Here is a 23,562-nt window from a genome sequence, read left to right as displayed (position 1 = left end):
TACAATGGCAACTCTTAAGATTGAAGATCTGCACGTATCGGTGCAAACTCAGGAAGGCGAAAAGCCAATCCTTAAAGGTGTAAACCTCACTGTTAACTCTGGTGAGATTCACGCGATTATGGGCCCGAATGGCTCTGGTAAGTCCACTTTGGCATACTCTCTAGCCGGCCACCCAAAGTACGAAATCACCTCCGGTCATGCCTACCTAGATGGTGTTGACTTGGTTGATATGAGCGCTGACGAACGCGCTAAGGCTGGCCTCTTCTTGGCCATGCAGTATCCAGTGGAAGTAGCTGGTGTCACCGTTTCTAACTTCTTGCGTACTGCCAAGACTGCAATTGACGGCAAGGCTCCGGCACTTCGCTCTTGGGTTAAGGAAGTTAACGAAGCTATGGATCGTCTTCGGATGGATCCTGCTTTTGCCCAGCGTGACGTTAACTCTGGCTTCTCCGGTGGTGAAAAGAAGCGCCACGAAATTCTTCAGATGGAACTTCTCAAGCCAGCTTTCGCCGTCTTGGACGAAACTGACTCCGGTCTAGACGTGGATGCTCTGCGCATCGTCTCGGAAGGCGTCAACCGAGTTCATGACGAGGTCGGTTCAGGTATCTTGTTGATCACCCACTACACTCGTATTCTGCGCTACATCAAGCCGGATTTCGTACACGTATTCGTCGATGGTCACGTAGCCGATGAAGGCGGCCCAGAGCTCGCAGAACGCCTCGAAGCCGAAGGTTACGATCGTTACCTCGGACGCTGAAATCCGTGAATTTGGGAAATATGGAAGCAACTGTAAAGAATCCTAATTTAGGCCAAGACAAGGAAGATCTATCGCAATTGCGAAAAGATTTTCCGATTCTCTCGCGCATTGGTCGTGGGGGAAGTCCGATCGCCTATTTGGATTCGGCTGCAACCGCCCAAAAACCTCAAGCTGTGCTATCGGCGGTGGCGGACTTTGACGCCACCGCCAATGGCGCGGTTAATCGTGGTACCCACTTGTTGGGGGATGATGCCACCGAAGCTTACGAAAATGCCCGCGCACAATTAGCCGCCTTTTTCGGCACGAAGGCTTCGCAAATTGCCTACACTAGGAATGCGACTGAAGCTTTAAATCTAATCGCTCTTTCCCTGTCGGCTGGTGTCGGGAGCGGGCCAAAACTTCAGCCTGGCGACGAGGTTTGCGTTACTCGCTTAGAGCATCACGCCAATCTTGTGCCTTGGCAACAGGCTTGTGCTCGCAGTGGCGCCAAATTAGTTTGGTTAGAAGCAACTCCTGAGGGCCGGATCGACCTTGAGAGCCTCGACCGGATCAATGAACGAACTAAGGTAGTTGCCTTTACCCATGCCTCTAATGTCACTGGGGCCATCTCACCAGTCTCGCAGATCGTAGAACGAGCCAAGCATGTAGGGGCGATCACCGTCCTCGATGCCTGTCAATCAGCCCCGCATTTGCCTTTGGATCTGCCCGCTCTGGGCGTCGATTTTGCGGCTATGAGCGCCCACAAAATGTATGGGCCTGGCGGGATCGGTGCTTGGTACGCTAAAGACGACTGGTTTAATCGTCTAGACCCAGTTCTAACCGGCGGGGCAATGGTTACCTGGGTAGAGATGGAAAGCGCTACTTTCCATGAAGGTCCGCAAAAATTCGAGGCTGGAACTATGCCAGTGGCAGCTGCCGTTGGTTGGGCTGCCGCACTAAAATACCTCTCACAAGTTGGCTGGGGCGCGCTAGCTCAACATGAGTCCGACCTCGGCCAGCAACTACTTGAGGTAGTTGCCAAGTATCCGCAGGTGAAATTGTTAGGGTCTGCGATGATGAAGGATCGACTCGCCGTAGTTTCGTTCGCGATAAAGGGAATCCACCCTCATGATGTCGGACAAATTATGGATTCGGAAGACGTAGCCATTAGAGTAGGACACCATTGTGCAATCCCAATCCATACTGCTATGGGGGTCCGTTCCTCGTCTAGAGCGAGCGTGGCTATCACTACAACCAGTGAAGAAATCGAAAGATTCGATCATGCCCTTGCAGCAGTCTTAAAATTCTTCGGAGGAATGTAATGTCGGCAGAAATGGAACAACTTTACCAAGCAGTAATCCTAGACCACTCGCGATCTCGCCAAGGGTCTGGAGAAATCCCGCAGGATGCTTCAAATACTAGCCATCAGGTGAATCCTACCTGTGGGGATGAAGTTACTCTGGCCGTTGAGGTTGACGATGACGGAAAAATCACCGACTTAGTATGGGATGGCGATGGTTGTTCGATTTCTCAAGCCTCACTTTCAGTAATGTCGGAAGCAGTAGTTGGCATGGACGCGAAAGATCGTCAGGAACTAGCCAGAACTTTCAACAAAATGATGCATCTGCGGGGACAAATGCCTTCCGAGGACGAACTCGATGTGCTCGAAGACGCTGCCGCCTTTAGCGGAGTATCCAAGTTCCCCGCACGAGTCAAATGTGCTCTGCTTGGCTGGATGGCCTTGCAAGGAGCTCTTTCGGCCGCAGGCGTTGACGAAAACTACACGGAGGGTGAGTAATGAGCCCAAATGAGAATAAGAAAGAAGCAGCAGTTATGAATGAATCACTGCAAGAGCCAAGCAATCCTATGGCCGATACCAGTGAAGTGCCACAGCGCTTTGCTATGCCTCAGCCAGAACCTAGTAATGAACTTGATATGGTTTCCCATGGTTCCTTGCCAGCAGAAGACGTGGCTGAAGCGATGCGCGACGTCATTGACCCAGAACTTGGAATCAATGTAGTTGATTTAGGTTTGGTCTATGGGATTACCGTGGAAGAGGATAACCATGTCGCCCTAGACATGACACTAACCTCTGCCGCTTGCCCGCTCACCGATGTTATTGAACAGCAGTCCCAGACCGTGCTAGAACCAATCGCCAACGGTGTCACCATCACTTGGGTTTGGATGCCACCGTGGGGTCCAGATCGGATTACTGCTGATGGTCGTGAGCAATTACGAGCACTTGGTTTTAACGTTTAACAAATAGCTAAGGGGCGGTCAATGAAAGTTTGACCGCCCCTTAACTATTTCCAATTTTGGTGTTTATTTTAAGGCAAAACATAACAGGCTCAAGCTAGCCAACAAAGTTAATCCCACCAGGGTGGAGCTCAAAATGAAGGACTTCCCCCACAGCAACTTCGGAGATTTCGCCATCTATTCCTAGGAGAGTAGGGGTTAACACAGGCAGCGAGAATTGCTGAGTTTTCCATGTTCGTAAATACTGTTTTTGTTTAATATGGGTGCCCTTAAGAATAGTGGGCAAGAGCTTTAACAAACGAGGCTTGCTAATATTCGTGATTAGACAAAGATCGAGGAGCTCGTCATCCAAGGTAGCGCCAGGAACAATCTCAATTCCGCCCCCATAGTATCGCCCGTTGCAAACAGCTAATAAACACAAATCACGTTGCGTACCGGCCCAATCGTCACCTGCAGGAAAGTCCTGGGGAACTTGAATCTTGGGAAAATGGTACGTAGCCAGAGCGGTAAACAAACCGATCACATAGGCCCAGTGAGATTTCAGAACCCGTTTAATGCGATTGCCATGCGATGCCACCAGCGCATCGAAACCTACCGTCGCGCTATTAATAAAAACTTGTCCATTAACGGTGCCATAGTCTAGATGCCGGATGGGTGATTCATGGATTGCCCATAAAGCTTCTGCCAGAGTCTTTGGTAGCTCGAGTCCCGTGGCGGTGTCATTTCCCGTTCCTGCGGGGATAACACCAAGTTGCCCCGTTTTAGCCGCGATTAGTCCTCGACAAACCTCGTTAATTGTACCGTCGCCACCTACCGCGACAATTACGTCAAAAAGTTTTGCGTTTTCTTCAGCTAGCCGTGTCGCGTGACTAGGATATTCGGTCAAACGAATTTCTAAGCTAGGCGAGGTCGATCCCAAACGAGGATCGTCGGCATGCTCAAGATAGAAGCTACGAATTTTATTCGCTAGCTGAGCTGCCCGACCGCCATTGGCCGTGGGATTAAGGATAAAGAGTAAACGCACGTCATTAACCTTAGCAGAATCAAATAAAAAGCAGTTCTATTTCTGGAAAATAAAGACGAGAGCGTAAGATAAAGGAAATAGCATTACGGCAGAAAAAGAGTTTGAAATGGCAGATAACCGTCAAGAAGCAGAAAAATTCACTCCTATTTTGTCTGCTGGATTTTATCCGGTTCCTGACTCTTACCCTAAATACCTTTCAGATGGTCTGGAAATAAAGCAAACGAAACGTCGGATTTATTTACTCGTAGATTCTATTTTCGTGATCTTGACGGTTGGACTTACCCTTTGGTTCGCTGGACTTTTGCTCTGGTCTGGGATGGAATTTGCTTGGAAATCTATCGTGGTATTGCTTTTATTTTGGGCAGTGTTAGCCTATCTGCTCCTACCTCGAATCCACCAGGTCTTTACTACCTTATATGTGCCGGATTACTTTATGGCTCGGACTAAAACTGGTGACGGTCTCCTAGGAGATCCGGTAAATCTTGCTCTGCTCGGCGAGGAAGAAGATATCCACGCTATTATGGCGAAAGCTGGATGGGTTAGAGCCGATGAAATCACCTTGCGCTCATCTTGGGGCATTGTGAAGTCTTCGTTGACTGGGAAGTCGTATCCCAACGCGCCGGTCTCTGACCTGTTCTTGTTTGGACATCGCCATGCTTTTGCTTATCAACAAGAGGTTGATGGGAGTGCCGCACAACGTCATCATGTTCGTTTTTGGCCCACTCCTCAGGGATGGGACCTACCTGGCAAACAACCAGTAGACTGGCTGGCTGCGGGTACCTACGATAAATCGGTAGGATTATCTACCCTCACCTTCCAAGTCACTCACAAGATCGACGATGATGTTGATGCCGAGCGTGACTACATTATTAAAACGATCCGTTACACCGACCCGGAATGCAAGGTCAAAGTACTGGAAAGTTTTTCTACCGCCTTCCATGATCGCAATGGTGGGGGAGATATCGTCCGGACAGATGGCAACATGCCGATCCTAGATCTTTCTGGGGCAGCGATGCGACATGATAAGGCAAATGCCGATGAACATGAGGCCAAGAAAGCTAAAGACGCAGACAAAAACCATTATCGCCCAGCTAAACTGAGCACTAAACAAATTATGAATGAAACCCTCGATAAGACGTTGCCCCCACCGGCATTGGGATTCGTCGGTTTCCTAACTATCACTGCGGCTGTTTTAACCACAGTGGTCTTGGTTTTATTTGGAGCAGTCTGGCTAGGCGGGGACGGTGCCACCTTACTGGCGGAAGATGGCATAGAACTTTTGATCCTAGCAATCGCCGGCTACGCACAGTTGGTGCTCTACATCTTGACTCTCAAGAAGTACGCTTGGGCTCGAATTGGTTTGTTGAGTGTGGCAGTGGTTGCCGCTGTTTCCGATTTGTGGGCAGTTACCACTGGAAACGACTTCCACTTGACGCATTTACTGCCAGCAGCCATTTCTTTGCTCGTAGTTTTGGCTCTTACTGCCCCCGCAGTACGCGAATGGGTATCCCCGAGAGAACGTCGATCTGGCGACCTAATCGGGTCGGTTAGTCAGTAGTAGTTTCTTCAGACTTGAGAATCCGTTTCCGCACGGTATGGCGTAGGGTTTTTCCCAACTGCGACTTCGGTAGTTCCGAAACGATTTCTAGCCTAGTCGGTAGCGCGTAACGCGGAAGTGTTTTAGCTGCCAGCTGGCGTAAAGATTCTAGGGTTAGGGTAGCGCCCTCGGCTAGCTTAACGGCTGCCGTCACTTCCTCTCCGGTTGCCGCATGAGGTAGCCCGACCACAGCCACGCCGTCAATCCCAGGATGTTCTGCTAGGGCTTTTTCGACCTCTGAGGGATACACATTGAAACCATTAGTAATGATCAGCTCTTTCAAACGATCTACCATCACAATGAAACCATCCTCATTGCGAACCATATCGCCTGTTCGGAACCAACCGTCAAGGAAAACTCTTTCATTTTCAGCATCATCATCGAGGTAACCGTGGAAGACCTGCGGGCCTTGTACCAAGAGTTCTCCCACCTCGCCATCGGGTACGTCCTCGGTTGGATTCTCGGGATCGACGATCCTTAACTTGGTAGAAGGGAAAGGTAGACCGAGGGCACCATGACGGCGATCTGGAGTCAATGGGGAACCACACATGGTCGGTGCCGTTTCGCTCATCCCATAGCCTTCAATAATGAAGTGGCCGGTAGCTGCTTCCCAACGCTCTGCAATTTCACGTGAAAGGGGCATGCCACCGCTGATGGCGTACTTGATGGTGGATAGGTCAATGCCTTGCTTTGTTGCCTGCTTTTCAATGCGATCGAACATGGGGGGAACGCCCACGAAGAAAGAAACTGGGCGATGTTTATGTGCTTCTAGGGCAGCTTTAACGTCAAATGTGGGTAAGACAATCTGGGTGGCTCCCAAGCTAACCGATGCAACTAAAAAGAAGGTCAAACCAAATGAATGGAAGTAGGGGAGTAGAGACCAAAAAGTCTCTGCTGCAGCATTTAGCTTATAGACCCAGAATCGGTTCTGATTACAGTTAGCCCCGATATTTTGATGGCTCAAGGGAACAGATTTGGGTACTCCGTTTGTGCCACCAGTATGGAGGATCACTGCAATATCATGCGCAGTCGCTGTCGGGATTTGAGTCGCGATAGGTTTAGCCTTGGCTACCGCTTGGTCCCAACTAGTAGCCTGGGCTGGGACCGGTCCACGCATTTTTTCTTTTAGCGCTTTGGCTTTAGCAACTGGTAGCTTTAAAGCTAGGCGCTTGGTTAGCGGTAGACTGGCGGAAATATCCACAGTAAAGACCGTGCCACCATTTTCAGTTAAGGACATAAAATTGTCTGCGCACTTTTCCCACACCACTGCCACTTTTCCCTGATGGCGAGCTAGCTGTGTGGCAATCTGGGAAGCCGGAGCTAAGGGATTATGCTCGGCTGCTACAGCTCCTAAGCGCATTAGGGCATAAAAAACGACAAAGTGCTGAGGGCAATTTGGTAAAGCAACTGCGACGGTGTCACCTTTACGCACGCCTGCATCATAAAGTACTTGAGCTGCTTTTAGCGCAGCTTGGTTGATATCTTGGTAATTCCATACGCGTCCCATGAAGTCAATTGCTGCATGTTTCGGCCAAGCATTAGCGGCACGCGATAGATTTTCGTATAGAGAGCCTTCAGGTAAAGGAATTTCGAAGGGCACACCTCGATCGTAGTAGCGGTGCGCTTGTTCTAAAATGTCTTGGTACGACACAAGAAAACCTCTCTCCTGGCGGGACTCAGCTTATTAACGTTACCCGAAAAATCCTTCTGGTGACTACACTAACAGTGATTTTAGGCTTTTTTCGGTTGATTTTTCCGAAAAATAGCTATTTTCTCGATTTACAAAAGGTACACTAGCTAGGTGATTAATGTATCTGAGTTGAGCCTGCGAATCGGTGCTAGGACCCTTGTCGAAAATGCCTCCTTCAAGGTTGATAAAGGAATGCGGATTGGACTTGTCGGCCGAAATGGTGCCGGTAAAACCACTACAATGCGACTTTTGGCGCAATCAAACGAAAACTCAGATATTGTTGAGCAGACTGGCCAGATTAAGGTAACCGGTACAGTTGGTTATTTGTCACAAGACCCACGCGAGGGCGATAGCGATATGCTGGCCAAGGAACGCATCCTGTCAGTACGTGGGATCGATAAGCTGATTGCTCGAATTAAAAAAGCTGAGGCACAGATGTCCCAGGCCCAAGGGGACAAACAAGTCAAAGCGATGGAAAAATACGTCCGGCTTGATCATGAATTTACTGTGGCCGGTGGCTGGGCCGCTAACTCTCAGGCATCGCAGATTGCGGCCGCCCTCGGTCTAGACGAAAGAGTTTTGGCCCAACCACTTGGAACTCTATCTGGTGGTCAGCGTCGTCGAGTTGAACTTGCACGAGTTTTGTTTTCTGAAGCGGATGTTCTACTGCTAGATGAGCCAACTAACCACTTAGACCATGATTCCATCATTTGGCTCAGAGACTATTTGAGAACCTATCCTGGTGGCTTTATTGTGATCTCCCACGATGTAAAGCTGCTTGCTGATACGGTCAACCAAGTGATGTATCTTGATGCCAATCGCGGTGTCCTTGATATCTACCATCTGGGCTGGGAAGCCTATCTGAAACAGCGCAGTGACGATGAGCGTCGCCGTCGTAAGGAACGGGCACAGGCCTTGAAAAAAGCTGAAGCTTTACGCCTGCAAGGCGAAAAAATGCGGGCAAAAGCGACTAAAGCAGTTGCTGCGCAACAGATGCTTCGCCGAGCAGAAGAGCTCTTTGCCCTAGCTGGCAATGAAGCAGAAGTCGAAAAAGTTGCACGGCTGCGTTTTCCTGAACCGGCAGCTTGTGGCAAGGTCCCATTAACAGCTGAAGGGATCAGCAAGTCCTATGGCTCGCTAGAAGTTCTAAGCGGAGTCGATTTAGCTATCGACCGCGGAGCGAAAGTAGTTGTCCTAGGTCTAAACGGTGCTGGTAAAACCACTTTGCTACGAGTCCTTGCGGGAATCGAACCGGCAGACGCAGGTGAAGTTATCCCTGGGCATGGCCTAAAGCTCGGATACTACGCTCAGGAGCATGAAACATTGGATGTGCATGCCTCTGTCTTTGAGAACATGATGGCGGCTGCCCCCGACGACTTTGACGATACCAAGGTGCGAAACGTCCTCGGCCAATTCTTGTTTTCTGGTGATGATATTTACAAGAGCGCTGCTGTCCTATCAGGGGGAGAAAAGACGCGTCTAGCTTTGGCAACTTTGGTTGTTTCAGCGGCGAATGTGCTGTTACTTGACGAACCCACCAACAACTTGGATCCTGCCTCGCGTGAGGAAATCTTATCTGCTTTGCGGACTTACGAGGGCGCGGTCGTCCTTGTGACTCACGATGCCGGAGCGGTCGAAGCACTTAACCCAGATCGAGTATTGCTCTTGCCTGACGCCGATGAAGATCTTTGGTCAGATGACTATTTGGAACTTGTCACGCTGACCTAACTTGTTTACTCGGTATATTTCTCCTCGCTGCTATCAAAAACAGGTTAGAAGGCTGAAAATTCGCCAATTTGGACTTTCTACCCAAACTGGGTAGAAAGAAGTGATAAATTCCGATTTGGCTTGCTCTTTTATGTCCAACTGTGTGGGTATATTTTCTTTATAGGTTTTATTTACGTTATTATTGAAAAATGAAATCAACTTTAGTTTTAGTTCGTCACTCCACCGCAGCTCGTTTCGACTTAGCCGGTGATCGTGCGCGCCAGCTAACGGAAGAAGGCAAACGCCAAGCGGGCGAACTAGGAAAACTATTGGCTGAGAGTTTAACCGAATCGATCGAGCAGGTGTGGGTTTCGGATGCAGTTCGGGCGCAACAAACTGCCAAGGAACTACTTAAATACTTGCCGCATCAACAGGTTTTCACGGATCCGACCATTTACGAATACGATGTAGATAACCTGCGCGAAATCGTGCATAACTGTGATTCTTCGTCGCTAATGATTATTGGGCACGAACCTACGATTTCTTCCTTCGGGGTCAGCTTACTTTCAGAAGAATGCCAGCAGCGGGAACAGTTTTATGGGGGCATCCCCACCGCATCTGCCTTGGTAATGCGGTCTGAAACTTCTTTAGCTGAGCTTAGCTGCGCTTCTTGCGATCTTTTAGAGTTTATTCACGCAAAGCCACTTTAAAAACTAGCGGCTGCTACTAGTACCGTTGGGGTTAAAGCAAGTAGCAGTAAAATGGCCAGTAACCACGGTCGGGTATAGACGATAGCGACATATTCGCGAATACTCCCGACTGGCCAATACCAGCTTTTGGTAGGGGCCGGAATGACTTGACCGGGGAGATTTAGATGCTTTAGCCAGCGTTTAGTGCGCCACAAATGGAATGAGTTAGTTACCACCAGAAAATCGCCACTCCTTTCTGGCGCCTCTTTTGCTAGTAGTTCACTTGAGAAAATCAGATTTTCTTTAGTAGAAACCGATTTATCTTCTTGCCATATTTGCGTTTCTGGCAAACCATTTTCGCTTGCGTATTCCGCCATTGCTGAGGCTTCGGTACAAGGTTCGTCCACTCCTTGTCCACCTGACATGATGACGGGCACCTGAGGCATTTGCTGTCCGAGGGCGATTGCAGTGTCTAGCCGGCGTTGTAATAGCGGTCCAATTTTGAAGGTAACATTTGCGCCTAAGACGATGATGGCGGCAATCGGGGGCGTAATTTTGGGCTTCTTTAGCCATGCCGCAAAGGTGAGTAAAAGGGTGCTGGCATAGCCAAAAAGCAAGACTATAGGGAAGAACGATAAGGCTAACCACCAGCTTTTCGAGGCGTCATCAATTAGAAAAAATAGGCCAAGGAAGCCTTCTAAGAAGGTGGCTAGTAGTAGGTATGCTAAACCTGAAGTTATTTTTGGCCGTCGTAAGGTGAGAAGATAAATCGAGCTGTAAAGGCTAAGGGCAATGCATAAACCGATGAGGATAAATGCAGCTTGGTACCAGGGGAGTGGAATCGTGGGCAAAGACGACATGACGCTTCCTGTAAATGGTGGGAGGACGACTATAGCCTAACAAAAATTTGGGGACTAGCCAGTTAGGTAGTCCCCAAATAACAAAGGAAAATAAACTATGGTTTAATAACCATGCCCTTGGGAGCAACCACGATGCCGCTCTCAGTGACAGTTAAACCGCGTTCGCGATCATGGTCTAGGTCGACACCAATTTGTGCGCCTGGTTCGACTACGCAGTTCTTATCCAAGATTGCTCGATGGACTACCGCTCCACGGCCAATCCGAGCATTATGCATCAGCACAGAACCGGAGACGTCTGCCCACGAGTGGACATAGACTCCAGGGGAAAGAACTGAACGTTGCACCTTACCACCAGAAATAATGACCGAAGGTGAAACGATGGAGTCAATCGCAATACCCATGCGATCAGAGCTACCGTAAACGAACTTGGCTGGTGGTAAAGAGCCACCCAAACCGGTGTAAACTGGCCAGTCGCTATTGTAGAGATTGAAGACAGGGTTGATTGAGATGAGATCCATATTGGCTTCGTAGTAGGCATCTAGGGTACCTACGTCACGCCAGTAGTCACGATCTCGTTCAAGTGAACCCGGCACTTCGTTGTTGATGAAGTCGTAAACTCCCGCAGCACCTTGGGAAACGAAATAAGGCACGATGTTGCCACCCATGTCGTGTTTCGAATCTGGATCTGCGGCGTCCTTTTCCAAGGCCTCTTTGAGTTCTTTGGTGGAGAAGATGTAGTTACCCATTGAGGCGAGAACCTGATCAGGGGCATCAGGAAGTCCCTGAGCATTATCTGGTTTCTCTAGGAAGTTTACGATCTTGCCATTTTCGGCTTCGATGACACCAAACTGGTTTGCCAAAGATAGTGGTTGGCGAATCCCAGCGACAGTGCAAGGAAGCCCTGAATCGATGTGATGACGCAACATCTGATCGAAGTCCATTCGATAAATGTTGTCGGCACCGGTGATCACGATGTAATCCGGCATTTCGTCGTTGACGATGTTCATTGACTGATAGATAGCATCGGCGCTACCTAGGTACCAGTGCTTACCCATGCGCTGCTGGGCAGGAACTGGAGCCACAAAGTTACCCAATAGGGTGGACATACGCCAGGTAATCGTGACGTGACGGTCTAATGAGTGAGACTTGTATTGAGTGAGTACCACGACTTTGAGGAACCCAGAGTTCACAATATTAGACAAGGAAAAATCAATCAATCGGTAGTGTCCAGCAAATGGAACTGCTGGTTTTGCCCGGTCGACTGTTAGCGGCATTAGGCGTTTTCCTTCGCCGCCTGCCAAAACAATTGCAAGTACTTTCTCAGTTGCCATGTTCACATCATAGCGACTGAATGCACACCTTTGCACGCCCAGAGGGGTTAGAATAGGTAACAACTCGGAACGAAAGGATTATTATGCGAGTCGACTTGTTGACCAAAGAGTTCCCACCAAAGGTTTATGGGGGAGCAGGAGTTCACGTTGCAGAACTGTCAAAAGTGTTGGCAGAACTGGTAGAAGTCAAAGTGCATGCTTTCGGAGGGCCGCGTGAAAATGCCCCAGAAGTCCACGGTTACAACGATGTAGCTGAACTTGCTGATGCTAATGCTGCCTTGCAATCTCTGGGAGTAGATCTCTGTATGGCGCAGGGCGCCGAAGGTGCTGATTTGGTACATTCGCATACTTGGTATGCCAATATGGCTGGTCATTGGGCCAAGCTACTACACGGTATCCCGCATGTTATTTCCGCTCACTCCTTGGAGCCTTTGCGCCCTTGGAAAGCGGAGCAGCTACAGGGTGGCTACCGAGTTTCGTCTTGGGCCGAGAAGACTGCGTATGAAGCGGCTGATGGCATTATTGCGGTTTCGAATGGGATGAAAGAAGACATTCTTCGTTGCTACCCAAATATTGACCCCAAAAAGGTTTATGTCGTTCACAACGGGATCGATCTCGACGGCTGGTTGCCAGATCACTCTGAGGCAGGTGCTGTTGCTGCTAGTAAAACTCTTGCCCGTCTAGGAATTGCTCAGGGCGTGCCGACCGTCGTGTTCGTCGGACGGATTACTAGGCAGAAGGGCTTGCCATACCTTCTTAAGGCATTACGTCAGCTACCTGCTGAGGTGCAGATTGTGCTTTGTGCTGGGGCTCCAGACACCCCGCAGATTATGCAAGAAGTTGTTTCTTTAGTAGAAGAGTTGCGCAAAGAACGCGAGCAAGTGATTTGGATTGAGGAAATGCTTCCGCGTGAGGAACTAGTCCAGGTGCTTGATAACTCGACTTTGTTTGTTACACCATCGGTATATGAACCGCTAGGAATTGTAAATCTTGAGGCCATGGCAGTATCTTTGCCGGTCGTAGGGACCGCAACTGGTGGTATTCCTGATGTGATTGTGCATGAAGAAACTGGTTTATTGGTGCCAATTGAACAGGTGACTGACGGTACTGGCACGCCATTGGATCCCGAAAAGTTTGAAAATGACTTAGCAGCAGCGATTAATCGGGTGCTTGCTGATCCTGCTTGGGCAGCCGAAATGGGACGGGCTGGACGTAAACGCGTGGAGGATCATTTCTCATGGTCAGCAATCGCAAAACGCACCGTTGCCGTGTACGAGCAGGTTCTTGCCGGATTCGACAGTTAGAATAGGACTATGGTCGAAGTATTTTCACTAAAAGATGTTGTAGTATCCATCGCTGGTCAGCAGATCCTTTCAATTCCCGATTGGCAGGTTTTAGAAGGACAGCACTGGGCAGTTTTGGGTCCGAATGGAGCAGGTAAAACTACGCTAGCGCGAGCTTTAACTGGTCGTTTACCGCTTGAAAGTGGCACTTTGTCTGTACTAGGCGAAGAAATTAGCCGGTATAGCGCCACTGAAATCGGTCGTTTAATCGGTTTTGCTTCAACTTCTTTTACTACCAAACTAAATGCGAAGCAATCAGCGCGTGATGTTGTACTAGCGGCAGCTCATGGTCTATCTCGACGCTTTCAAGAAGAATACGAAGAGATTGACTTCTTGCGCGCAGACAGTCTGCTCTCCGCTTTTGGTATTTCGCATTTGGCTCAGCGTACTTTTGGAACTTTATCCGAGGGCGAGAAACAGCGCGTTCAAATCGCTCGCGCCTTTATGGCCGACCCGCAAGCTTTGGTACTTGATGAACCAGGTGCCGGTTTGGATCTAGGTGCTCGTGAAACCCTGCTACTCGCTTTGACTGAATTGGCTAACGATCAACGATCGCCCGCCATGGTGGTGATTACTCATCACATTGAACAGATTGCCGCTGGCTTTACCCACGTGTTGCTATTGAACCAAGGTCAGCCAGTAGCAGCCGGTCCAATCGATGAAGTGCTTACTAGTGAAAACCTCAGCAAGGTTTACGGCTTTGAATTGCAAGTAAACAAGGTTGATGGACGTTGGCTAGCCCAAGGAAAGCGCTGAAATGGGCCCAATCGTTTGGTTAATTGCAGCGGTACTTTTGGGCTTGCTCGAACTGTTGACTGTTGATCTGACCTTCTTGATGCTTTCAGGCGGGGCACTAGCTGCCAGTGTGGTTGCTTTCGCCGCTCCTGAAGCTAGCTGGTATTGGAGCGTGGGAGTATTTTCCCTGGTATCGGTTGCTTTATTGTTCCTTGTGCGACCGCGCTTGCGTCGGCACCTGGAAGAGAAGCTTCCAAAGTTGCAAACCAATGCTTCAGGTCTAGTGGGCTTAAATGCGGTAGTTTTGCGCGAGGTAACTACTCGCGATGGTTTAGTAAAACTATCAGGGCAGGACTGGACAGCACGCACGATCGAAGGCGTCTTGCCGGTCGGGTCCACTGTGCAAGTTACCGCTATTGACGGAGCCACTGCAGTGGTTACCGCCATGCCACAAATGGTTAAAACCCCCTCAAACGGAGAGGAAAAATAAATGGATTACGAACCATCGGTGTTTAGTAGTTTAGGAACTTTGCTACTGCCTTTACTACTCATCATTCTAGTAGCCATCCTGATTAAGAAGAGCATTGTCGTTGTTCCCCAAGCGCGAGCCGTGGTCGTTGAACGACTAGGAAAATTTAAAGCCCAATGGAACGCTGGCCTTCACTTCATGTGGCCAGTTTTGGACCGTGTAGTGGCGAAGATTGACTTGCGTGAACAAGTTGTTTCCTTCCCACCGCAGCCGGTAATTACTTCTGATAACGTAACAGTTTCGATTGACTCGGTGGTTTACTACCAAGTTAACGAGCCTGCCAGAGCCACCTACGAAATTGCCAATTTCATTCAGGCAATTGAACAGTTGACTGTAACCACCCTGCGTAACGTGATTGGTTCGATGGATCTGGAAGAAACCTTGACCAGTCGCGATAACATCAATGGGCAGCTCCGTGGCGTCCTCGACGAGGCCACCGGAAACTGGGGTATTCGTATTAACCGTGTGGAGCTTAAAGCGATTGAGCCACCGCCCTCGATCCAGCAAGCTATGGAAAAGCAGATGCGAGCTGAACGCGATAAGCGTGCCGCCATTTTGACTGCGCAGGGTCATCGTGAATCTGAAATCTTGACCGCTGAAGGTGAAAAGCAGTCGGCCATTCTTCGTGCCGAGGGTCAAGCTCAGTCCGCTATTTTGCGAGCTAAGGGTGAATCTGAAGCTATCCAGAAGGTCTTCGCCGCGATTCATGAAGGCAATCCAGATCCTAAGCTTCTGGCATACCAATACCTACAAATGTTGCCTGAACTTTCTAAGGGTGAAGGATCCAAGGTTTGGGTAGTTCCCACGGAATTAACTGCCGCTTTGCAGTCTATTTCGCAGGGATTTAGCACCAAGGAATAATCTTCGTCTTGCCCTTTGGCCATCTTGGTCAAAGGGCAAGCTTTATCTCGGGAGAACAAATGCTTACTGCAGCTCAACAAGAAGTACTACAAACTATTGCGGATCGTCAGATTCGATTTATCACCCTTTGGTTTGCAGACGTATCAGGTGTACTAAAAGGGGTAAGCATTGCTCCCGGCGAATTAGAAGATGCCTTTAAGGAAGGGATTGGCTTTGATGGGTCCTCCATCGAGGGTCTAACCCGTATTTATGAATCTGATATGCTGCTCAAGCCAGATGCTGCCACCTTCCAAGAATTGCCTTGGCATCAAGAAGAGCGTGTCGCCAGAATGTTTTGCGATGTGCTCGGGCCAGATGGGCAGCCAGCTTTCTCTGACCCACGAGGCGTCTTAGAACGGCAAATTGAAAAGCTGGCGGAGTTGGGCTTTCATTGCCAGGTACATCCCGAGGTCGAATTCTATTTGTTAGCTGATGTGCCTAAGCCTAACGAAGAACCAGTTCCTTTAGATCGAGCTGGCTATTTCGATCATGTTTCTGGAGGCCGTTCCCACGACTTTAGACGCAAGGTAGTTTCTGTACTCGAAGAAATGGGAATTTCTGTGGAATTCTCCCACCATGAAGGTGGCCCGGGGCAGTCTGAAATTGATTTACGTGCGGTCGATGCCCTGCAAGCAGCGGATAATATTATTACCCTCAAGGCGGTAGTGGAAGAACTGGCAGAGCGTGAGGGCATCATTGCAACGTTCATGCCTAAGCCATTCGCGAATGCCCCAGGGTCTGGAATGCACGTGCACTTGTCCTTGTTCGAGGGCGAGGAGAACGCTTTTTATTCGCCCTCGGGACAATATCAAATGTCCCAAACTGCCCAACGTTTTATGGCTGGTATCTTGCACCATGCTCGTGGCATCAGCGCGATTACTAACCAGCATGTGAACTCCTACAAGCGACTTTGGGGCGGGGGAGAAGCGCCCTCGTACGTCTGCTGGGGACATAACAACCGTTCAGCTTTAGTGCGAGTACCCCTCTATAAGCCAGGGAAATCCTCTTCAGCCAGAATCGAATTCCGCGGCATGGACTCGGGAGCAAATCCCTATCTGGCACTGGCCGTAATTCTTGCTGCCGGCCTTTCTGGGATCACCGAAAAAATGGTACTTCCGCCAGAAACCGAGGACGACGTATGGGGTCTTACGGAAACTGAGCGAAGCGCCCTCGGAATTGCGGCGCTACCGACTTCTTTATCATCTGCTGTCAAGCTAATGTCTCGTTCCGATTTGGTTGCACAGACCTTGGGTGAAGAAGTATTTTCGTATTTTGAACGAAATAAGCGGGCGGAATGGCAAGAATATCGAGCACAAATTACTCCTTACGAGTTAAATCGCTTCCTATCGCCATGCCCGTTGAACTCCCGACCTCGTAACTAATACCAAGATGATGCCTTTAACTGGTCGAGTATTGCGTCAATTGGGATTTGTCAGTCCCGAAAGTTTGCTTGCTTGGGCCGAGGCAGGCGAATTTACGATCACTCCATTTTTCGAGAGTGCTTTTGCCAAGTGTGCTGACCCGATGGCCGCCAGCTTGGCGCAAGTTCGTCTAGAAGCCACCAAAGATCCGATAGTGGCAAAAGTACTAGCCGATCCCTTGTGGTACACGCGCTTTATTCGCCTGGCGGGTGCTAGTGATGCGCTAGCTGACATGCTGATTGCCAATCCGAGTTGGCTAGCATGTTTGGCACAAACAACTTTGAGCTTGGGCGATCACGACAGCACTCCTGATACATCCGAAAAATGGGCGCAAACAGCTAAAGAAGGGCTACTAAATAAAGTTACCAAGGCCCTTAATCCGCAACTCGGAGGAGCAGATATTGCTGGGGCAACCACTGTGCTTCGCGAGACTTACTTCCAGCTCTTGATTGAAATCGCAGCTGCAGATTTGATGGCAAATGATCAACTACAAGCAGTGGAAACGGTCAGCTCGCTGTTAGCAGCACTGGCAGATTTTGCGATTGCAGGTGCCCTGCTCATCGCTGGGGCGGAAGAACCTACTTTGGCCATTGGAAACAACCCTGGGCAACCGCTTAAAGTGGCGGTAATCGCCCTCGGCAAATGTGGTGGTCAAGAGCTTAACTACATATCAGATGTGGACGTGGTTTTTGTAGCCCGATGGGATGAAGCGCAACTCACTGCCACTCAAGCTCTAGCTACCGCAGAGCGGGTAGCAGTGGCAGTTTCAACTGTGATTAGTGGCCCAGGCTTAGCTCGTCCCTTATGGCCCCTGGACACCGCTTTGCGTCCAGAAGGACAAGCTGGCTCTTTAGTGCGTTCCTTGGAATCGTATCGTCAGTATTATCAAAGATGGGCACAATCGTGGGAATTCCAAGCATTGCTGAAAGCCCGTTATTGTGCCGGTGATGAGGAGCTTGGCACCCAGTTTGTAGCAATGGCCCAAGAGTTGGTTTGGCAGGCTGCGAATCGTCCAGAATTTGTCGACTCAGCACGCGCTATGCGAACTAGAGTAGAAGCTAATATTGCCTCCAAACAACGGGCACGACACCTCAAACTAGGCCCTGGTGGTTTGAGAGATATTGAGTTTACAGTCCAACTACTTCAACTGGTACATGGCAGGGTAGACGAGGGCGTACGTTCTCCTCATACGTTAACCGGTATTCAACAGCTTTCCTCTGGTGGATATATTGGTCGTGAAGACGGTGAGGTATTCGGCCGAGCTTATCGACTTTTACGTTTGATTGAACATCGTGCTCAGCTGGCTAAATTGCAACGTACTCACGTGATTCCAACGCAAAATAGAGCATTGCAACGACTTGCTCGTTCTACCTTGATTGCCACCCAACAAGCCGGGCCAGCCATAGAGACTTTTGAAACACTATGGCAGGAAACTGGTAAGCAGGTTCGAAAACTCCACGAACGATTGTTTTATCGTCCTCTTTTGGGGGCAACTGCGCGTCTAAGCGAGGACGAACTGGCTTTGACTTCGAGTGCTGCTCAAGATCGTTTAGCTGCCATCGGTTTCTCAGATCCTAAGCGGGCACTTCAACAGCTTGAGGTATTGACTGCGGGGGCAACTAGACGGGCAACGATTTTGCGGCAAATTCTGCCCGCGCTACTAGGGGTGTTGGCTAATGGGGCTGATCCTGATGCGGGACTACTCGGCTTCCGTATTTTGGCGGAGGAAGTGGGAAATACCCAGTGGTTTGTCCGTTTATTACGCGACTCTAAACAAGCTGCAACTCGTTTGTGCCAGATCCTACCTAATTCGGTTTTTGTTACCGATGCATTGGTTGCTTCGCCGACTTTGATTAAGTGGCTTGATGCCGATGATGAGCTGGTTGCTCCCGATAAACACGAGCTTGAGGCGCAACAACTAGCGGTACTATCACGTCAGGAAGATAGTGAATCTGCGATAAATCGAGTACAAGCTGCCAGGCGTCGAGAATTAACCAGAGCCGGATTATCAGATCTGATCTTTGGAATTAATACCGAGAAAAATGCCAAGATCATTTCTCAGGCAAATGATCTGGCAGTGCAAGGAGCCCTTCGTATTGCCCAATATGAAATAACTGGTCATATTGGGGAAGGAGCTCCGAAGCAGTGCATCGTTGCGATGGGTCGCTTTGGAGGAAACGAATGTGGCTATGCTTCTGATGCGGACGTGATGTTTATCCACGAATCAGCTGAGCTAACCGAGGACGCCATCGGTATTGTCAATCGACTCAGTCAGATTTTACAATCTGGAACTTGGCGATGGAGTGTGGATACTTCGCTTCGACCGGAAGGGAAGAATGGTCCACTTTCTAGGTCTTTTGAGAGCTTCGAAACCTATCTGGCAAAATGGTCTGAACCATGGGAACGCCAAGCTTTGCTTCGGGCCCGTGTAGTGGCTGGTGATCCAGATTTGGCCGAGCAAGTTACCCAAGAAATTACGCAGTTTTGTTATAGTCGAGGGCTTTCGGCTCAAGAACTTGCTCAGATTAGACTCCTAAAAGCCCGGATGGAAAAAGAGCGTCTTCCCCGCGGAGTAGATAAACAAAAACACGTGAAACTTGGCCCAGGTGGGCTCGCTGATGTCGAATGGGCCGCCCAGCTAACGCAGCTGACTTACGGACACGAGTTCCCGCAGCTGCGCACGACCTCGACCCGACAAGCTTTGAGAGCAGCTGAAAGTTTGGGGATTCTAAGTAGTGAACAGGTAAGTGCATTATTAGCGTCTTGGGACTTCGCGGCTCGGATTAGAGCGGCAAATACGCTAGTAAGTGGTCGACTAAGTGGACCCAAGCTGGATTTACTCCCGCAAGATCATCGGGCTTTGATACCCCTAGCGCGGATTTTAGGGTATCAAAGCGGCGCAGAAAGAACTCTAGTTGAGGACTATCTACGCACTGCTAGGCATGCACGAGAAGTATTTGACGAGATCTTCTGGCCACGAACGGTAGATGAGTTGTAACTAAACTAAAAAGCAATAGTTGCCACTCAGACTAGAGCACCTTAGAGAGGAATTCTTTAGTTCGTGGATGCTGCGGATTACTTAAAACTTGCTCAGCATTGCCAACTTCTACGATTTGTCCTTCATCCATAAAGGCGATTCGATCGGCAACTTCTTTAGCGAAACCAATTTCGTGGGTTACGACCACCATTGTCATTCCGCCCTCGGCTAGTTCTTTCATGACGGCTAATACTTCGCCGACTAGTTCTGGATCAAGGGCTGAGGTAGGTTCGTCGAATAGCATTAGTTCTGGATCCATTGCCAACGCTCGGGCAATGGCCACACGTTGTTGCTGTCCACCAGAAAGTTGAGCGGGATAATGATCCACTCGGTCTTGGAGACCAACTTTTTCTAGTTGCTTTAGCGCTTCTGCCTTGGCTTTTTCCTTATCCCATTTCTTGACCAAGCGTAAAGCGCACATGACATTTTCACATGCGGTCATATGAGGGAACAGATTAAAACGCTGGAATACCATGCCCATTGCCCGGCGTTGCTCGGCGCGTTTGGCTCCTGGTAACTTTTGGAGGTGAGCAGAACGATCCCAGAACTTCCAGGCTGGGGGAGTAACCTCTTCGATCCCCAGTAGCTGGCCGTCAAGGAAGATGGCTCCTGCGCTGACTTCCTCTAGTTCACCCATACAGCGTAGTAAGGTTGATTTGCCTGAACCAGAGGGGCCGAGGAGTACCCAGACCTCGCCGGGCATAACGTCGAGGCTGACGTCTTTTAATACGTGAAGCTGACCGAAAGCTTTATGCACATTGCGAACGGAGAGCAAGGCTTTTGGATTTGGCGGGTCGATCTTTCCTAGACATTGGCTCTGCGAAATATCGGTTTGTGAAGCAGTTTTCGCCGAAGTCTTAGGACTGAGAGTATCGTTCTTTGTGTGGCTCATGGGGTGTACTCCAAGAATGGGTCATCTTTCGTGGTCTTAGCTTCGTTGATCGCTTGTTGTTTACGGGAGGTGAATAATGGCAAGCGGCGTGATTTTTGCGCCTTAGCTTGCTTCTCGTCACCGTTTTGTCCGCGACCGAAATAGGCCTCTAGATAGTATTGGCCGACCATCAAGATGGAGGTAATTAGGAGATACCAGAAGGCAGCTACGATCAATAGCGGCAATGGCTGGTAAAGGCGTTGGCCGATCCGACTAGCTGCGTAAGTCAGCTCAGTGGTCACAGGGATGGCCACCACTAGAGAGGTGGTTTTCAACATGGAGATGGTTTCGTTGCCGGTGGGAGGAACGATCACTCGCATAGCCTGCGGAAGAATAATTCGCCACATGATCTGTCGTCCGTTTAGGCCGAGGGCGCGGGCGGCCTCGGCTTGCCCAGGATCGACTGAATCTAGACCGGAACGGACGATTTCGGCTAAGTAGGCGCCTTCATTGAGCCCGAGGCCGACTACTGCGCAAACAACTGCGGTAAAGATGGTCTGGGTGTCGAAATGAAAGAATTGTGGCCCAAACGGAATACCTAAACTAATTTGTTGATACAGGCTGGGCAGGAGTCCCCAGAAGATTAGCTGGGTGTAGATTGGAGTTCCGCGGAAGAACCAGATGTATGCCCAAGCGACGCCCCGAGTAATTGGATTTTTACTCTTTCTCATAATTGCGGCAGTAACCGCTAGGATTACGCCGAGTACCATGGCTAAAACAGTAAGTTTGAGCGTTTCTAGGACACCCTTGATAATGGTTGGTGCAAACAGCCATTTCCAAACAAGATCCCAGTGGTAGTTCGGGTTAGTAATTAATCCGGAGAGGAGCATAGCAGCTAGGAGCGCAACAATAATTGCGCTCACCACCCGCCCCCAAGATGGGGGAGATTTAATTACTAGGGGCGTGAACTTGGGTTCAGACATTAGGTTAACCTTGTATTGTTTAGTTCAGTTTCGAGGTCTTGATTGCCGAGGACGGGGCAACGTCCCAGCTGGCCAAAATCTTATCGATTGTTCCGTCATCAATCAACGCTTGAACGCCTGCTTGGATGACTTTTGCAAGCTGTTCATCGTTCTTGGCAACGACGATGCCGGCATCATCGCTGTCGATAACATCGCCAACGGTTTTGAACTCGTTGGGGTGTTTCTTGGAGGTGAAAGCAGCTGCGATGTTGTCGACCATGATTGCGTCCAACTGACCGCCACCAAGTTTGGTGGTCAGCATTTGGGCATCTGATTCTGGTTTGAGTGAGATAGCAGCTTTACCATCAGCGGTGCATTTGGCAGAGGCATCTTCAAGATAGGTCTGCTGTGAGGTGCCGGACTGAGCACCAAGAGTCTTGCCACAAAGGTCATCGGTTTTGAAGCCGTCGTTATCGGCCTTAACCATGAACAAAGAGCCCGATTTCATGTACGAAACCATATTTACTTGTTGTGTACGTTCTGGGGTGATGGAAAAAGATGAAATCGCGGCATTGTACTTATTGCCCACTGCTGGCAGGATTGAATCGAAAGGTGCGTTAGTGTACTCGGCTTTTAGTCCAAGCTTGGCGGCTAGTGCGCTCATAATGTCGATATCAAATCCTGCTGGTTGATTTGTGGCTAGATCAATGTATTCAGCTGGTTCGTAGTCGGCGCTGGTGCCAACGGAAAGCTTGCCACTTTCAGCAATCTTGGCAGGAACTTCTGCTGCGAGTTTATCGTCTTTCTGTACGGTGCTGAGGTCAAAGCCGCTGCCGTTGCTAGCGGTAGGGGTAGATTCGATTTCAGGATCCGCATTGGAGCAGCCGGCGAGGGTTCCCAAAGCTAGGGCGGTAACAGCAATAGCAATAGTCTTTTTCATGATAGTCTCCTAATAAGTTGTGCAAACATATACATGGTAACGCATAAAAATGCATTATGTTGGAGTATTTGTGTGAAATAAAGCACGGGGTGGCAAGATAAATCTTGTCACCCCGTGCTTTCTGAAGTCATTTTGAAGGTTTAAATATGCAATTAGCGGTACATAGACTTCTTGGAAACTCGTACCTTATTAGGATCAACGCCCTTAGGGATACCTGCTGTCGGTGGCTTGATTGCTGCTAAACGACGGTCAACCGCTGGAACTTCTTGCTTGGTGAGCGCCTTCTTGTATGAACGTAGCTGCTTAGCTAATTTCGGCAGAGGAATTTGACCGTCTTCGTGGCCATATTGAATTAAGTGGATAGGCACAGTTGGCGCTAGTCGCTTAACTCGACGACGTTCTTCTTCTAGTAGTTTCGTAACTCGGTGAGCTGGTCCTTCGGAGATCAAAACCACGCCTGGGCGTCCGATTACTCGCCAAACCAAATCCTGATCACGAGTAACTACTGCTGGGGTATCAGAAACGATCCAACCTTTAGACTGTCTAGATAGGACTGCACCTACCGCGCCTGGACGCCCATCAATCTGAGCGTATAGTGCTGGGTTGAGCAGTACGGTGAGGAAAATTAGGCAGATTAGAGCTGCTAGTAGTAGGCCAGAAATCGGGTATGAAATCCAATGCCCAGTAGCTACGCCGAGGGCGATGCTTCCACCGAATACTACTACCGCAACAGCTAAGAATGCCCATCCAAGCCAAGTGTAAGTGCGCTGAACTAGAGTGTAAGCATCTTTTAGATTGTGGTAAAAGCGTCGTTTCTTCGGCTTTTCGATCTCAGTGTTTTCGGCCATTTCCGTGTTTCCTTACATCGTTTACAGTTAGCCAAGCCAACTGAATAACTTGGTAGGTCAAAATAGTACAGCGTAGATTTTACCGG

21 protein-coding genes are annotated in these 23,562 nt (G+C 49.4%); 13 read left to right on the top strand and 8 right to left on the bottom strand.

The annotated features are described in order from the left end of the window. The first annotated feature begins 4 nt into the window (after positions 1 to 4). From sufC to BK816_RS05440, 4 genes are all read left to right on the top strand, one after another. Positions 5 to 757, top strand: a complete 753-nt coding sequence (gene sufC / locus BK816_RS05455) for a Fe-S cluster assembly ATPase SufC (RefSeq protein WP_071164274.1) — start codon at positions 5 to 7, stop codon at positions 755 to 757. Between the two features lie 20 nt (positions 758 to 777). Then, positions 778 to 2,058, top strand: coding sequence for an aminotransferase class V-fold PLP-dependent enzyme (locus BK816_RS05450; RefSeq protein WP_071164273.1), 1,281 nt, complete (start codon positions 778 to 780; stop codon positions 2,056 to 2,058). Next, positions 2,058 to 2,534, top strand: coding sequence for a Fe-S cluster assembly sulfur transfer protein SufU (sufU, locus tag BK816_RS05445; RefSeq protein WP_071164272.1), 477 nt, complete (start codon positions 2,058 to 2,060; stop codon positions 2,532 to 2,534). Before BK816_RS05450 ends, sufU begins: the two co-directional genes overlap by 1 nt. A gap of 68 nt (positions 2,535 to 2,602) precedes the next feature. Further along, positions 2,603 to 2,995, top strand: a complete 393-nt coding sequence (locus BK816_RS05440) for a metal-sulfur cluster assembly factor (RefSeq protein ID WP_071164943.1) — start codon at positions 2,603 to 2,605, stop codon at positions 2,993 to 2,995. 94 nt (positions 2,996 to 3,089) lie between these two features. On the opposite strand, the gene BK816_RS05435 is transcribed toward BK816_RS05440, so the two are convergent. Beyond that, positions 3,090 to 4,016 (bottom strand): diacylglycerol/lipid kinase family protein, encoded by a 927-nt coding sequence (locus tag BK816_RS05435; protein ID WP_071164271.1) that lies wholly within the window; start codon positions 4,014 to 4,016, stop codon positions 3,090 to 3,092. 106 nt (positions 4,017 to 4,122) lie between these two features. On the opposite strand from BK816_RS05435, the gene BK816_RS05430 reads away from it, so the two are divergent. Beyond that, positions 4,123 to 5,574, top strand: coding sequence for an LssY C-terminal domain-containing protein (locus BK816_RS05430; protein WP_071164270.1), 1,452 nt, complete (start codon positions 4,123 to 4,125; stop codon positions 5,572 to 5,574). Here BK816_RS05430 and BK816_RS05425 read toward each other — a convergent pair. Further along, positions 5,564 to 7,264, bottom strand: a complete 1,701-nt coding sequence (locus BK816_RS05425; protein ID WP_071164269.1) for an AMP-binding protein — start codon at positions 7,262 to 7,264, stop codon at positions 5,564 to 5,566. The genes BK816_RS05430 and BK816_RS05425 overlap by 11 nt on opposite strands. 150 nt (positions 7,265 to 7,414) lie before the next feature. Here BK816_RS05425 and BK816_RS05420 point away from each other — a divergent pair, with 150 nt between their 5' ends. After that, a complete protein-coding gene (locus BK816_RS05420; protein ID WP_071164268.1) occupies positions 7,415 to 9,031 on the top strand; it encodes an ABC-F family ATP-binding cassette domain-containing protein in 1,617 nt (538 codons plus the stop codon). A 188-nt stretch (positions 9,032 to 9,219) separates the two neighbouring features. After that, positions 9,220 to 9,720, top strand: coding sequence for a SixA phosphatase family protein (locus BK816_RS05415; protein WP_071164267.1), 501 nt, complete (start codon positions 9,220 to 9,222; stop codon positions 9,718 to 9,720). Here the strand turns inward: BK816_RS05415 and BK816_RS05410 are convergent. Together BK816_RS05410 and glgC are read right to left on the bottom strand one after the other, a co-directional pair. Further along, positions 9,717 to 10,559: a YdcF family protein gene (locus BK816_RS05410; protein ID WP_071164266.1), complete on the bottom strand. Its 843-nt coding sequence runs from the start codon at positions 10,557 to 10,559 to the stop codon at positions 9,717 to 9,719. The genes BK816_RS05415 and BK816_RS05410 overlap by 4 nt on opposite strands. Before the next feature lie 95 nt (positions 10,560 to 10,654). After that, complete coding sequence (gene glgC, locus BK816_RS05405) at positions 10,655 to 11,890, bottom strand: glucose-1-phosphate adenylyltransferase (protein WP_071164265.1); 1,236 nt, start codon at positions 11,888 to 11,890, stop codon at positions 10,655 to 10,657. Between the two features lie 83 nt (positions 11,891 to 11,973). Here glgC and glgA point away from each other — a divergent pair, with 83 nt between their 5' ends. From glgA to BK816_RS05375, 6 genes are read left to right on the top strand one after another with little or no spacing between them, the layout of a single operon-like run. Continuing rightward, positions 11,974 to 13,194, top strand: coding sequence for a glycogen synthase (gene glgA, locus BK816_RS05400; RefSeq protein WP_071164264.1), 1,221 nt, complete (start codon positions 11,974 to 11,976; stop codon positions 13,192 to 13,194). Positions 13,195 to 13,203: 9 nt separating this feature from the next. Beyond that, complete coding sequence (locus tag BK816_RS05395) at positions 13,204 to 13,989, top strand: ABC transporter ATP-binding protein (protein ID WP_071164263.1); 786 nt, start codon at positions 13,204 to 13,206, stop codon at positions 13,987 to 13,989. A gap of 1 nt (position 13,990) precedes the next feature. Beyond that, the gene (locus BK816_RS05390) at positions 13,991 to 14,458 is read left to right on the top strand and encodes an NfeD family protein (protein ID WP_071164262.1); all 468 of its coding nucleotides are present in this window, start codon (positions 13,991 to 13,993) and stop codon (positions 14,456 to 14,458) included. Then, positions 14,459 to 15,358: an SPFH domain-containing protein gene (locus tag BK816_RS05385; protein WP_071164261.1), complete on the top strand. Its 900-nt coding sequence runs from the start codon at positions 14,459 to 14,461 to the stop codon at positions 15,356 to 15,358. A 59-nt stretch (positions 15,359 to 15,417) separates the two neighbouring features. Continuing rightward, positions 15,418 to 16,779, top strand: a complete 1,362-nt coding sequence (glnA, locus tag BK816_RS05380) for a type I glutamate--ammonia ligase (RefSeq protein WP_071164260.1) — start codon at positions 15,418 to 15,420, stop codon at positions 16,777 to 16,779. 7 nt (positions 16,780 to 16,786) lie between these two features. Next, entirely contained in the window at positions 16,787 to 19,816 is a 3,030-nt protein-coding gene (locus BK816_RS05375) for a bifunctional [glutamine synthetase] adenylyltransferase/[glutamine synthetase]-adenylyl-L-tyrosine phosphorylase (protein ID WP_083379090.1), read from the top strand. A gap of 31 nt (positions 19,817 to 19,847) precedes the next feature. Here the strand turns inward: BK816_RS05375 and BK816_RS05370 are convergent, their stop codons facing one another. From BK816_RS05370 to BK816_RS05355, 4 genes are all read right to left on the bottom strand, one after another. Further along, a complete protein-coding gene (locus BK816_RS05370; RefSeq protein WP_418214812.1) occupies positions 19,848 to 20,681 on the bottom strand; it encodes an amino acid ABC transporter ATP-binding protein in 834 nt (277 codons plus the stop codon). A gap of 62 nt (positions 20,682 to 20,743) precedes the next feature. Further along, positions 20,744 to 21,709: an amino acid ABC transporter permease gene (locus tag BK816_RS05365; protein WP_071164258.1), complete on the bottom strand. Its 966-nt coding sequence runs from the start codon at positions 21,707 to 21,709 to the stop codon at positions 20,744 to 20,746. Between the two features lie 19 nt (positions 21,710 to 21,728). After that, on the bottom strand, positions 21,729 to 22,628 hold the full coding sequence (locus BK816_RS05360; RefSeq protein WP_071164257.1) for an ABC transporter substrate-binding protein: 900 nt from the start codon (positions 22,626 to 22,628) through the stop codon (positions 21,729 to 21,731). 152 nt (positions 22,629 to 22,780) lie between these two features. After that, on the bottom strand, positions 22,781 to 23,476 hold the full coding sequence (locus BK816_RS05355) for a DUF4191 domain-containing protein (RefSeq protein WP_071164256.1): 696 nt from the start codon (positions 23,474 to 23,476) through the stop codon (positions 22,781 to 22,783). Positions 23,477 to 23,562: the final 86 nt, after the last annotated feature.

The sequence above is a fragment of the Boudabousia tangfeifanii genome (assembly GCF_001856685.1).
GTDB lineage: Bacteria > Actinomycetota > Actinomycetes > Actinomycetales > Actinomycetaceae > Boudabousia > Boudabousia tangfeifanii.
Note: the sequence above shows the minus strand (reverse complement) of the source record. Positions and strands in the feature narration are given on the sequence as shown.